This is a genomic window from Streptomyces sp. a15 (assembly GCF_059026085.1).
The window spans coordinates 94,749-106,833 of the sequence record NZ_JBWLKM010000024.1; the positions used below are offsets into that span (position 1 = coordinate 94,749).

Here is a 12,085-nt window from a genome sequence, read left to right on the forward strand (position 1 = left end):
GTAACAGCGGTTAGAAGGCCGGCGGACCGCGGCAATCTCCACGCCATGAACCACAAAACCCCGGTCCCGCCGGTCTCCCCCCGCCCCCTGCACCACCTCGCCGAGGTGCACCGCCGCGTCGTGACGGCCGCGGCCCTCCGCTCGCACGGCGTCACCCCGGCCGAGACGAACGAGCAGTGCCGCCCCGGCGGCCCCTGGCAGCAGCTGCTCCCCGGCGTCTTCCTGCTCCGCCCCGGCCCGCCGACCAGCGAGGAGCGGCTGCACGCGGTGCTGATGTACGCGGCGAAGGAGCGGACGGCAGGCGTCCCGGCCCAGCCGGGCGCGGAGGAACCGCACCGCCCCGTGTACGCGGAGGCGATGATCACGGGCCTGGCGGCCCTCACCCTGCACGGCTTCTCCGCCACACCCCCGCTGACGGCCCTGGACCGCATCGACGTCCTGGTCCCCCGCCTGCGCCGGCTCCGCTCGACGGGCTGCGCCCGCATCGTCCGTACGGCATCCATGCCCACCCCGCAGCAGGTCACCGGCGTCCCGGTCGCCCCCGTCCCGGTCGCCCTCGCCGACGCGGTGACCGAACTGACGGACGGGGGCGCCGTATGCCGGCTGCTGACCGAGGCGGTACGCGGGGGCCACTGCGAACCCGCCGCGGTGGTACGGGAGTTGAACAACGCCAAGCTGCTGAGCCACCCGCACGTGGTCGACGCGGTGGACTCGCTGCTGGCGGAGGGCCGGGCGATCGCGGAGTACCGCCTGTACACGATGGTGAGTGCGTACGGCCTCCCGGACCCGGTCTGGAACGTGGACCTGCGGCTCCCCGGCGGCCCGCACCTCGGCGGCCTCGACGCGTACTGGCCCGAGCAGGCGGTCGCGGTGGAACTCGACACCCGCGCCCCCCGCAAAGGCCATCGGCAGGACGACGACGCCCTCTGGGCCGAATACGCCCGCAAGCGCGAGCACCTGGAGCGCCTCGGCATCACGGTCGTCCACATCACCCCGAAGAAGCTCAGGGACGCGCTGGAGCAGCAGGCGGCAGTGGTCCGCACGGCACTCATGGCGTCCGGCGACCGCGAGCCGGCGGCGTATGTCGTGGTGCTGCCCCGTTGACAATCGCGGACCGGCCACGTATTTCGTGGTACTGCCCCGGTATTGACTGCTCCCTCTTACGGACGAGGGGATTCCTGGCTCAGGCCGCCTCCTGGAGCAGCGCGCCAGGAGGTCTTACGCCCTCGACACCAGCCGGGTCCAGACCAGCCCGGACGAGCATCACTTTTGCGGAGTTCTTGTCCCTGGGGGACACGGCTCCGCACGCGGTGCAAGTGTAGGTACGTTCCGAAAGAGGAAGTGCGTGCTTGGTTCTCGCTCCGCACGATGCGCAATCCATGGTGGTGTGCGCGGGGTGCACCAGGCGGACGTCCCGCCCGTGCTTGCGGCCTATCTCCAGCAGTGCCTTCTTGGTGGCGCCGATGGCGGCGTCGGCCGCCTTGCGCGCCATGGTGGTCCTGGCGAGGAACTTCGGCCGGAAGTCCTCCACCGCGATGGCGTCGTGGTCGCGCACAACGCGTTTGGCCCACTTGCGGCCGGTGTCCTGCCGCTGCCGGGCGATCTTCTGGTACGTCTTCGCCCGCAGCTTCTTCGCCTCGCGGTAGCTCTTCGACGCCGCTTGCCCTTTGGCGGGTTTGCGGCGGGCCATCATCCGGTCGTAGCGGGTCAGCTTCGTCTTGGCCTTCTTGCCGTGCTGGGCGTGGGGGAGGTCGTGGGCATCCGACGTGGTGGTCGCGGTCTCCTTCACACCCCAGTCGATCCCGATCATGCGGCCGGTCTCCGGCAGCGGTTGGACTTCGGCGGGAACGACGAACGATGCGTACCAGTGGCCGACGCTGTCGCGATACACGCGCACGCTGGACGGCTCGGCGGGCAGGTCCCGCGACCACACCACGGTCAGGACGATGCCGCCCGCGAGGTGCAAGCGGCCGTCCTTCAACCGGAAGCCGCGCCGGGTGTAGTTCAGTGTCGGGTCCGCCTCGCGTTTCTTCTTGTACGTGGGCATCCCGGCTCGCTGCCACTGAGGCAGACGGTCCTTGATGTCCCTCAGTGCCTAGGCACGGGACTTGCCGAAGTCGCGAATGCGCTGCTGCTGCGGCACCGACGACCCCTCAGCCAGCCACGGCGTCATCGTGCGGGCCTCGGTCAGCATCCTGTCCAACCGGGCAGGGCCGCACTTCTCCCCCTCACGGTGGGCCTTCTTAGAACGAGCAACGCACTCGTTCCAGATCCACCGGCAGCGGTCCCACTCCGCCAGCAGCGCCGTACGAGCCGTCGACGACAAGCGAAGCCGGTACGTGTACCGGGCATGCCCGATCTCTTCGGCCCCCTTCACCACCGACACGACACCACCCCTCCCGCACCCACAATGAGACCGTACGTGCGACATGCGCACACCCGTCCCCTCATCACGACACAGCCACCACAATCAGCGAATACAAGAACAGGCGTTCGCTGTCACCGACACCGCTGGGCGGCCTCGCCAGCACTATGACGCGACCATCGCCCGCCCCAACACACGCCATTCGCCTCTACTCGGTGCACCGAGGGACCCGCCCACTACGCAGCTGACCCGCTCCGCAACCTGCCTCAGTCGCTCGCTTTCCGGGCCGTTCGCTCGCTTCTTCCCAGTACTGGAGCGGGCCGAGTCGAGGGTGGAGCGAAGTGAAATCGGCGTAGCCGAAGCCACCAGAGGAAGCACCCTCGACGCGGGCCGCGGCCCGCGGAGGCACGGTACTGGCCGGAGAGTGAGTGGCCCGACGGTCACTCCACAGCTGGCGACAGGACAGCCTGAGTGGTGGGCACGAATCGAGCGCGGACCGTCTTGCCAATGTCCGAACGCAAGAACCAGTCGAGTTCGGCGGCGAGTTGATCGACGACCAGGAGTCCGCGTCCGCTCTCGCCGTCGGCCTCTCCTCTGAGCTCGGGGAACACCCGCACCGGGTCCGACACGTCGATGATCAGCGCGTGGTCGTCCAACTCCCTGACTCTCAGCCACAGTTCATGCCCGGGCAGCCGACCGTGCCGCACGGCATTGGTGACCAGCTCTGAGGTGACCAGCACGGCGTCGTCGATGTCCCCTGCCCAGTCCCACATCGTGAGCCGACGGCGGATGTGGAGGCGGGCGAGACGGACGCTGCGAGGGGTCATGGGGTAGCCCATGGACCAGTCGTGAGTGATGAGGATTGGGGGCTGGGGGTTAAGCATGTGGGGGGTCCCATCTGTGCGCCGGGGCTGCTCAACCACAGTGAAGGGGCCTCCCATTCGACTTCAATCGAAACTCGCATGATTAATCAGGCGGATGAGAATTGGACTATGCCGAGTTCTGCGCAACCGGCTGCGCGGAAGGCAAACGGACTGTCACACTCTGCACACTGAACCAAGCAAGACGTACTGGAGCACGAAGGCGGTGCACATGGCAGCCAAGCGTGGGCGGACGGCGCAACGACTCGAACTCGGCCTACAGCTCCGACAGTTGCGTGAGAACTGCGCCCGGGGCGACCGAGGCGGCGGCCTCACCCGCAGGCAGGCCGTCGTAGGGCTTCGGATCTCCGAGGCCTCGTTGCAGCGGATCGAGTCGGGATCCCTGAACTTCCGGAACGTCGGAGATCTGCGCAAGCTCCTGGACAAGTACGGGGTCACCGACGAAGAGGTGATCGAGTCCCTGATCAACCTCAACCGGGATTCCAACCAACAGGATTGGTTGACCCAGTACCGAGGGCTCATGCCGGCCGGGCTCCCCGGGTTCGTCGGACTCGAACCCGAGGCCCGCTCCATGAAGGCCTACCACCCCACGGTCATCTACGGTCTGCTGCAGACCGAGGCCTATGCCTTGGCAACGCACGAGTTGCACAAGCCGATCGAGGAGTACACCTCGGAGTTCATCCGAAGTAGCGTGGAGCTGCGGATGCGGCGCCAGGAAGTACTCACCCGGGAGAACCCGGTCAAGCTGCACGTCATCCTCGGGGAAGCGGCGCTGCGATATCCGGTCGGGAGTGCTGAGGTGATGCGCGAACAGTACGCGAGGATCGAGAAGTTGTCGGGCTGGGACCACATCACCATCCAGGCGCTGCCGTTCCGCCGGAGCTACCGTTCGACCAACGACTTCGCGATCCTCGACTTCGGCAACGAGCTGCCGCCGCGCGTCCAGACCGACAGCGCCTGGGGGTCCGTATCCACCTCGGACAAGCCTCGTGAAGTGGACCGGTTCCATCGCCGGTTCGACGCCATGGCAGCATCAGCACTGCCGCCCGAGGACACGCCAGAATTCCTGCACCGACTAGACCGAGAGCTGTAGGACATGCCCACTCACCGCTCTGCCCACGAACTCGCGCCCAACCAGGACTGGTTCAAGTCGTCGTACAGCGACCCCGGCCAGAACTGCGTAGAAGCCGCCCACCTCACCCTCACCCCCGCCATAGCCATCCGCGACTCCAAAACCCCCACCGGCCCTGCCCTACTCCTCCCCGCCCCCACCTGGTCCGCCTTCCTCACCCACCTCCGCGACACCACCCCCTGAACCTGCGGTCAGCTCTCTTCCTGGTCGCCCGCGTCTTCGTGGTGGATGTGGATGTCTCCGTTGGCGGCGGCATAGACGGTGCCGTCGTCCTTCGCCGTGTTGGTCTGGGTCGTCTCAGCGGGTTGGGTCGCCTTGACGCGGTTGTTGTCGCCGACCACGACAGGGCCGGAAGCGTTGCCGCCGATGCGGACGGAGTTGTTGCGTGACATGGTTGGACTTCTCCTTATGACTCTCGGGTCATGGTGTACGACCCACAGGCGTAGCACGTGACCCGGTCGTTGACACCCGACTCAAGTTCCGTGGTCGCCTCGGCGGACTGTCCGTCCGGGTCGATGGTGATCGTCGTGCGGACCTCGCCGATGGCCTCGCAGGTACTGCTGGACTCGTCGTACATCGACTCCGTGGCGGAGTAGGTGTCATCGCTCCCCGTGAACTCCACAGTGGTGATGTTGCCGCACGGATCCGCGACCTTTGACGTGTAACTCCCCCATCCCGTCTCGACGAACGCCATCGTCCCCCTCTGGCTCGACGACCACACCCCCGCGAGGCCGGTCGGAGTCGGCGACGGTTCCTCCGTCGGTTCCTCGTAGAGGTCTGTGTCCGTCGGATACGGATCCACCGAAGGCGTGTCGATGACCGACGTGTCCGTGGCATGGTTCTGCTCGGCCTGGTACTGGTCGATGGCGACTCCGCCGATGACCACGGCGACGATCGCCGCGACCACCTTGAGGGCCGTGGCCGCGCTGGCGGCGGCTGCCTGTGTCGCGCCCGCTCCCCCGACTCCCGCGCCTCCGGCCCCGACGCCCGTGGAAGCCGCCGTGTGGGAGCCGCCCATCGCCGAGTTCGTGACCGTGTGGTGGGCGGCGGCCGTCACCGGATCGGTGGGGACGCTGGTCGCGTGCGTCGCCGCGCTGTGCGCGGAGGACACATCCGGCGGGGAGTTCACGCCGTGCAGGGAGGACGACGGGTCAGCGCCGGGCGCGGTCGTAGTATGCGCGGCCGACGACGGGTCGACGCCGGGGGACGTGGCACTGTGCGCCGCCGACGACGGATCCGCACCCGGGGACGTGGCACTGTGCGCCGCCGACGACGGATCCGCACCCGGAGAACCCGCCCCCTGCGCGGCCGACGGGTCCGGCGCGGAGCCGTTGCCCAACGCCTGCCCGCCGCCCCCGTCCGTGTGGGGCACCGAGGCCGAGGGCTGTGGCATGTACTGCTGGGCCGCCGACGCCGCGTTCACCCCGTGCGTGTCGCCCAGTAGCCGCCAGAGAACCGCCGCTTCCGCGAGCAGCACCCCGGCGAGGACCCGGTTGCCGGTCAGGAAGGCGCGGATGCCCCGCTCGTGGGTGAAGTACGCCTCGGCCTGCCGGTCGTTCGCGCGCTGGGCGGCGGGGAGTCCCTGGTCGAGGAGGCGGCCCCAGACTCCGAAGCGGAGGGAGCGGGCGATGGCGGGTGAGGCGGCCCGTACGACCCGGACGGCGAGGTCGGGCCGTCCGGCCCGCTCGGCGAGTTCGGCGACCGCCTCCAGGGCCCTGGCGTGGCGCGCGACGTCGGCCGGAGTGGTCGTCGGGCGGGCGATCCAGGTGGCGAAGTGGTCGCACAGCCGGTCGATCGGGACCGGCTCCGGACCGCCGCCGCGCCCCAGCTCCGGTACGACGTCGGAGACGAGGCGGCAGCCACCCTCCTCCGTCTCCTCGGTCAGGCCGAGCCCGGTCAGGCTCGCGCACAGCGCGGCCGCGTCCGGGGCGACGCTGAGGGCGCCGATGTGCTCCGGGGCGAGTTCGGCGTCGCCGAGGGTGGCCAGGAGGTGCAGGACGCGCATCGACGGCCTGTCTAGTCGGTCGAGCAGCAGGGGCAGCAGCTCCGCGACCGCGCCGGGCTTGGGCAGTACGGACTCGCCCGCCGCATCGAGACGCGAGAGGGCCGCCGCGCGGAGCAGCAGCAGGGGGCGGCCGTGCGCGGTCGTCCAGAGGGCGGCGGCGGTGTCCCACTGGTCCCCTGTGGCCACGGGCCGGCCCAGTTCCCGGGCCAGCAGCTCCTGCGCGGCGTCCCAGTCGAGGCCCTGCAGTCGCAGCGCCGTGCCGTCGCCCAGCAGCGTCCTCTCCCTCGCGGCGAAGACGAAGGTGGCCTTCGGGGCCGCGTCCATGAGCGTGCCGAGCTGTTCCCGGGTGTACGTGGCGTTGTCGACGTACACCGTCACCTCGAAGTCGGCCATCAGCCGGCGCAGTTCGGTGCGCGAGGGGGCGTAGCCCTGGGACTCGTAGCAGGCTTCGAACATGTCCTGGGCGAGGTCCTCGGGCTCGCGCCCGGCGGCGTCGAGGAACAGCACGCCCTGTGGTCCACCGGGGAGTTCGTGGGCCGCGTGCCGCAGGAGTGCGCTCTTGCCGACTCCGGGCGGGCCCCACAGCTGCACCGCGTCGCTGGTCCGCAGGGCGTCCCTGAGCTGCTCCAGCTCGTTCTCCCGGCCCAGCAGGGCTCCTTGTCGCCCTCGGCGAGGGGGCAGTTCGACGCGCTCGCGTGCCTTCGGCTTCGGCCGCTCGCGCTCCAGGAGCACGGACAGCGTGGACCCGTTGTCCACGTCGAAGACCACGTTGTGGTTGCCCGCGACCACCGGCCCGTGGGCGTCCCCGCGGACTTCCGCCCGGTTCTCGGTCCGCCCGTTGTCCTCGTCGTCGTTGCTCGCCATGGCCACCCCCGATGTCGTGATCGCGCCCTGGTCTGTCGAGGCGTCACGCTAGCCACAGGAGCTCACCGCACCCCCGTCGAATTACGGGTTTCTCGCGGGCCCATCCATCTTCGCCACCGGTTCCTCACAACTGGACTCAACTCCCTTGAAAATCAAGGGAGTTCACGACTCCAGACCGGCGATCCGGCGGAGCTCGTCGAGGTCGTCGACGTGGATGGAGCGGTAGCCCGACGTGACCACTCCCGCCTGCCTGAGCAGGCGCAGGGTCTTCTGCACGCTGGGTTCCGACGCGCCCGCCAGGGTGGCGAGTTCGGGCTGGGTGATCGGCCAGCGGATCTCGGCGCCCGCGCCGACCGGTTCGCCGTACGCCTTCGCGAGATGGTGCAGCACCCGGGCGATCCGGGTGGCCGCGTCGCAGCCGGTGAAGGTGACACGGTGGGCGGTGGCGGCGCGCAGCTTGGCGACGACGGTCCGGTGGAGGGCGTGGGCGATTCGGGGCTCACGGCGGGTGCAGGCGAGGAAGTCCGCCCGGGTCACGCTCCGCGCGACGACCGGCCCGCAGGCGGTCACCGTGGCCGAGCGGGGTCGTCCGTCCACCGCGGCGAGTTCACCGACCACGTCTCCTCCCACCCGTACGGCCAGCAGGGCGTCACGGCCGTCGTCGGCATACCCGGTGACCTTGACCAGGCCGTCGAGCAGGAGCAGCACGAAGTCCGTCGTGTCCCCTTCCCGCATGAGCACCCGCCCTGCCGGGTACGGCATGCGCGTCCCCAGCCCGAGCAGCAGGCCGCGATCGGCCGGGCCGAGACCACCGAGCATGGTCGACGGCGGCCAGTCCCCCACCACGCGGCTCGCTTCTGCGCTCTCCATTGCACCAGCCCCTCCCTCGGGATCACACCACCCGAGCACAGTGTGCGCACCGGGGCCCACACGGCTCCCCACGACACCTCGTATTCCTACGAGGTGTTCACCCTCCCACTCGGGCAACACTGGTGTACGGGGGACGGCGCGGAGCCCGCACACCCGCGCTCCGCGCCGCGCCCCGCCGCCGATCCGGAGAAGGGCCGCATGGAAACACAGTGGGAGTACCGGGCCGTACTGGCCGTGGACATCGAGAAGTCGTCGGGGCGGGGAAACGTGGCCCTGCTGCGAAACCGGGACGCGCTGCGGACGATGCTCCGCGAGGCGTTCCGGCGCAGCGGCATCGACTGGGACGCGTGCGTACGTGACGATCTGGGCGACGGTCTGCGCGTGACCGCACCCGCCGGGACGCGGAAGGCGAGTCTGGTCCACCCGCTCGTCCACGAGCTCGCGGAGCTGCTGCGCGACCACAACGCCCGTACGCGGCAACCTCAGACCCGGATCCGGGTCCGCGTCGCGCTCCACGCCGGAGAGGTCTGCCTCGCGCCGACGGGCGAGGTCGCCGGGGCCCCGCTCGAGACCCTGGCCCGGCTCCTCGACGCCCCGCCCGCACGCACGGCCCTGGCCCGGGCTCCGGAGACGGTGCCCGTCTCACTGCTGATGTCGCAGCACTTCCACGACGAGACCGTACGGCACGGCTACGAGGGCATCGATCCAGCCACCTTCCACAAGGTGGGGTTCACCTTGAAGGAACTCACCGCCGATGCCTGGCTCCACATGCCCGGGTGGACGCCGCCACAGGAGCCGAAGGCGGCTGCTGAGAAGGCCGCCCCCAGGCAGCGTGACCGGTCGCGGGGCGGCGCCACGAAGATGGTCAACAGGGCTTCGGGAAACGGCGTCATCAACGCCACGCAGAACGGCGACATGCACATCCGCTTCACTGGAAGGCCGTGAGGAGCCACTGTGAACGACGAGTTGACCGTACTGGCACAGGCGGGCGCCGCCGCGGTGGTCACGGCGATGGCCACGGACGCATGGCAGGAGACGAGGAGCGCGGTCGTCGGGCTGTTCCGGCGCGGGCGCCAGGCCGCGGTGGAGGCCCAACTCGACGGCAACGCCGAGCTGGTACGGGAGTCCGCGACACCCGACGACGTACGGCGAGCGCTGTTCGGCTACTGGACCCAGGAGTTGGCGGCGCTGCTGCACAGCGACCCTTCCTGCCGCGATTCCCTCGCCCGCCTGGCCGACACCGTCGACGGCACCCTGGCGGACGGCCGCCGAGCTCACATCTTCCAGCAGACGAACACGGCCCGGGACTCCGCGACCGTGTTCGCCGTGCAGAACGGATCCCAGCACGCCTGCGGCGGGACGGCGCGGACGGCTCGGAGAGCGGAGAACTGACCGCTGCGGCCCCGAACAGAGTCAGCCCTTCAGCCCTTCTTCAGCAGCAGTTCCGTGTTCCGGTCCTTGGCCTCCCCGGCCAGGTCCGTACGGGCGCCCGGCGCGTTGTAGGAGAGCTCTCGGTAGAGGGCCGCCAGGCCGGTCTGGGAGAGGTCGCTGAAGTCGGTGCGGTGGGGGGCCGAGGACTCGATGCACGTGGTGAAGATCGAGACGGTGCCGTCCTTGTTGTCCGCCAGCTCGATGACGCGGGCGAGCTGGGGATAGTCGACGTGGGAGGCGGTGGAGATCTCCCAGAAGGAGCGGCCGTCGGGGGCGTAGTGCGGGGTGATGGCGTTGCGGTGGATGTGGCCGTTCACCCAGGCAAGAACGTTGGCGTGATTACCGAGGAGGGCGACGACCTCCTGGCCGTTGTGCCGCTTCTCGCCGGGACGGGCCGGGTCGGGGCGGGTGTTGGTCATCGACGTGCTGGTGTGGTGGCTGAAGACGACCGCGTACGAGTCCTTGTTGTCGCGCAGGGTCTTGTCCAGCCACTTCAACTGGGCCGTCCCGATGGAGCCGTTGTAGTGGCCGCCGGGGTCGGTGGTGTCGAGGCTGATGCCGATGACGTCGTCGGCGATGCGGAAGCTGTAGTACTGGGTGCCCGCGTCGACGTTGGCGGAGGAGTAGCCGTGGCCGACCGGGCCCACACCGCGGTAGGCCGGGTCGAGGTGGGCCTTGAGGTAGTCGGCGGCGGTGTACGGGGCGCGCTTCTCGTCCGGCGTGACCGAGCGCATGTCACGGACGTGTGCCTTGAGGAGGTCGCGGAACGCGGTCCCCATGGGGTCCTTGCCGTTCCTGATGGAGTCCTGGAGCTTCTTCGCCTCGGACGCGGACAGGCTCATCAGCTTCTTGCCGCCGATGGCGTACTCGGCGAGCCAGGAGTCGCCCAGGCCATAGCAGCCGAGCGGCAGGGAGTCGTGGTTGCCGACGGTGGAGTACCAGGGCAGGTTGAGGCCGGGGCTGTTCAGCTCCCGTACGGCGGCGGCCAGGAAGCCCTCCAGCTGCGGGAAGCCGTACTGCTTGTCGGTGTCGCGCAGGGCCGCGTCGGGCTGCCAGTACTGCTTGAGGCCGCTGTTCTGGACGCCCTCGTAGCGGCGGGGGTCACCGGAGTTGGGGGTGATCCGGCCGCCGCTCATCACGGTCAGGTACCACTCCAGCTCGGTCCTCGCGTTGTTGTCCGTGTTGTCGCCGGTCGTCATCGCGAAGTGCAGCGGGGCGCCGGTGACGGGGGCGCCCCGCAGCGCGTTCACCCGCTCGACGAGGGAGACCGCGCCGTGCACGGTCAGCGCCTCGTGCGGCCGCCAGGCGTGGATGTCCGTGGCCCGCATGTACTCCAGGCGCATCGGGTGCTGGGCGTCGATCAGGTGCAGATCGGTGAGCTGTACGAACGCGGCGAGCGTGGTCCGGCGTCCGGCCCGGCCGGTCTTGGCGGCGGCGAGCTCGTTGCGGACCCCCCGCCGCCAGCCGGGGCCGTTGCCGAGGCGCCGGAAGCCGGAGTTCGTCCGCGGGGCCGCGACGGTGGCGAGGGTGGTGCCACGGGTGTACGGCGCCAGGGGCGTGGCCGGCGCGGTGCGGGACTGGGCCACGGGCGCCCCGGCGGCTTCGGCGCCCGAGGCGGAGGTGGCGGAGGTGGCGGCCCGGCTGTCGGTGGGCCGCAGGGCGTAGCCGACGCCCGCGGAGACGGACACGGCCGCGGTGGCGGCGAGGACGGTACGGCGGTTGACCCCCAGCGCGGAGCTGGCGACAGAGCGTGTGCGCGACATGGCGCGATCTCCCCGAGTGCGAACTGCGTCGGCAGTGGTCGCGGGCGATCGCCGGCAGTGGCTGCCGCGAACTTCCCGCTCTCACTGGATCGTTGGCACCGGGGATGACCTGCGCGTGAACGAGGCGGCAACGCGCAACGCCGATCACCGTACGTGGATCTTGGACTACCCTGCGCGTCCGCGAGCGCTCCTCAGGTGGCCCGGAGGCGGTTACTCCGCGTTCATCTTTCCGGGTAGGGGAGGTGTTCCCGGGGGCGTTTGCGCGGTCGTTTCGGCCAGCAGCCGCAGCCCGATGTCGACCAGCCCCACCCGGTTCAGCTCCGGTACGGCGTCGAGGTCGTGCCAGGCCGCCATGTCGGTGGAGCCGCCGATCTCGTAGCGGAGGTCGCCGCCGGTGATCCTGGCCGCGTAGAGGAGCCGCACGCCGTGGTGGTCGACGGTCCGGCCGAAGCGGAGCGGGAGGGTACGGCGGGACGAGTGCACGCCGAGCAGGCCGGTGACCTCGATGCGGTACCCGGTCTCCTCGGTCACCTCCCGCAGGACGGTGTCGTGCGGATCCTCGCCGTGCTCCATGCCGCCGCCGGGCAGGACCCACTCGGGCGGGCCGCCGTCCGGTGCCGGGGAGCGGGAGAGCAGGAGTTGTCCGTCCCGGACGCACAGGGCGTAGGCCGCCACCCTCAACTTCCGTCGCATCGAAGGACGTTAACCCGGGTCGGCAGCCGCTTACGCCCTGAAGTGCACCGCTGGGTGACTTGCCCTGTTTGCGACTCATCT

Annotated in this window: 11 protein-coding genes and 1 pseudogene; 5 read left to right on the forward strand and 7 right to left on the reverse strand. The window is 70.0% G+C overall.

Annotation, left to right across the window (positions count from 1 at the left end; genetic code table 11):
- The first annotated feature begins 45 nt into the window (after positions 1 to 45).
- On the forward strand, positions 46 to 1,104 hold the full coding sequence (locus AC5P09_RS24605) for a hypothetical protein (protein ID WP_493875951.1): 1,059 nt from the start codon (positions 46 to 48) through the stop codon (positions 1,102 to 1,104).
- A 79-nt stretch (positions 1,105 to 1,183) separates the two neighbouring features.
- Here the strand turns inward: AC5P09_RS24605 and AC5P09_RS24610 are convergent.
- A pseudogene (locus AC5P09_RS24610) lies at positions 1,184 to 2,431 on the reverse strand (RNA-guided endonuclease InsQ/TnpB family protein).
- Positions 2,432 to 2,805: 374 nt separating this feature from the next.
- Entirely contained in the window at positions 2,806 to 3,192 is a 387-nt protein-coding gene (locus AC5P09_RS24615; protein ID WP_493875952.1) for an ATP-binding protein, read from the reverse strand.
- Positions 3,193 to 3,457: 265 nt separating this feature from the next.
- On the opposite strand from AC5P09_RS24615, the gene AC5P09_RS24620 reads away from it, so the two are divergent.
- Both AC5P09_RS24620 and AC5P09_RS24625 read left to right on the forward strand, forming a co-directional pair.
- Entirely contained in the window at positions 3,458 to 4,339 is an 882-nt protein-coding gene (locus AC5P09_RS24620; protein WP_493875953.1) for a helix-turn-helix domain-containing protein, read from the forward strand.
- 3 nt (positions 4,340 to 4,342) lie between these two features.
- Complete coding sequence (locus AC5P09_RS24625; protein WP_493875954.1) at positions 4,343 to 4,561, forward strand: DUF397 domain-containing protein; 219 nt, start codon at positions 4,343 to 4,345, stop codon at positions 4,559 to 4,561.
- A gap of 8 nt (positions 4,562 to 4,569) precedes the next feature.
- On the opposite strand, the gene AC5P09_RS24630 is transcribed toward AC5P09_RS24625, so the two are convergent.
- The 3 genes from AC5P09_RS24630 to AC5P09_RS24640 form a co-directional block, all read right to left on the reverse strand.
- Positions 4,570 to 4,770, reverse strand: coding sequence for a hypothetical protein (locus AC5P09_RS24630; RefSeq protein WP_493875955.1), 201 nt, complete (start codon positions 4,768 to 4,770; stop codon positions 4,570 to 4,572).
- 14 nt (positions 4,771 to 4,784) lie between these two features.
- A complete protein-coding gene (locus AC5P09_RS24635) occupies positions 4,785 to 7,247 on the reverse strand; it encodes an ATP-binding protein (protein ID WP_493875956.1) in 2,463 nt (820 codons plus the stop codon).
- Positions 7,248 to 7,409: 162 nt separating this feature from the next.
- The gene (locus AC5P09_RS24640; protein ID WP_493875957.1) at positions 7,410 to 8,117 is read right to left on the reverse strand and encodes a Crp/Fnr family transcriptional regulator; all 708 of its coding nucleotides are present in this window, start codon (positions 8,115 to 8,117) and stop codon (positions 7,410 to 7,412) included.
- Between the two features lie 198 nt (positions 8,118 to 8,315).
- Between AC5P09_RS24640 and AC5P09_RS24645 the strand changes: the two genes are divergently transcribed.
- Together AC5P09_RS24645 and AC5P09_RS24650 are read left to right on the forward strand one after the other, a co-directional pair.
- The gene (locus AC5P09_RS24645; RefSeq protein ID WP_493875958.1) at positions 8,316 to 9,062 is read left to right on the forward strand and encodes a hypothetical protein; all 747 of its coding nucleotides are present in this window, start codon (positions 8,316 to 8,318) and stop codon (positions 9,060 to 9,062) included.
- A 9-nt stretch (positions 9,063 to 9,071) separates the two neighbouring features.
- A complete protein-coding gene (locus AC5P09_RS24650) occupies positions 9,072 to 9,509 on the forward strand; it encodes a hypothetical protein (protein ID WP_493875959.1) in 438 nt (145 codons plus the stop codon).
- Positions 9,510 to 9,538: 29 nt separating this feature from the next.
- Here AC5P09_RS24650 and AC5P09_RS24655 read toward each other — a convergent pair whose 3' ends face one another.
- The gene (locus AC5P09_RS24655; protein ID WP_493875960.1) at positions 9,539 to 11,311 is read right to left on the reverse strand and encodes a TIGR03767 family metallophosphoesterase; all 1,773 of its coding nucleotides are present in this window, start codon (positions 11,309 to 11,311) and stop codon (positions 9,539 to 9,541) included.
- 210 nt (positions 11,312 to 11,521) lie between these two features.
- Positions 11,522 to 12,004, reverse strand: a complete 483-nt coding sequence (locus AC5P09_RS24660) for an NUDIX hydrolase (protein ID WP_493875961.1) — start codon at positions 12,002 to 12,004, stop codon at positions 11,522 to 11,524.
- Between the last annotated feature and the right edge of the window lie 81 nt (positions 12,005 to 12,085).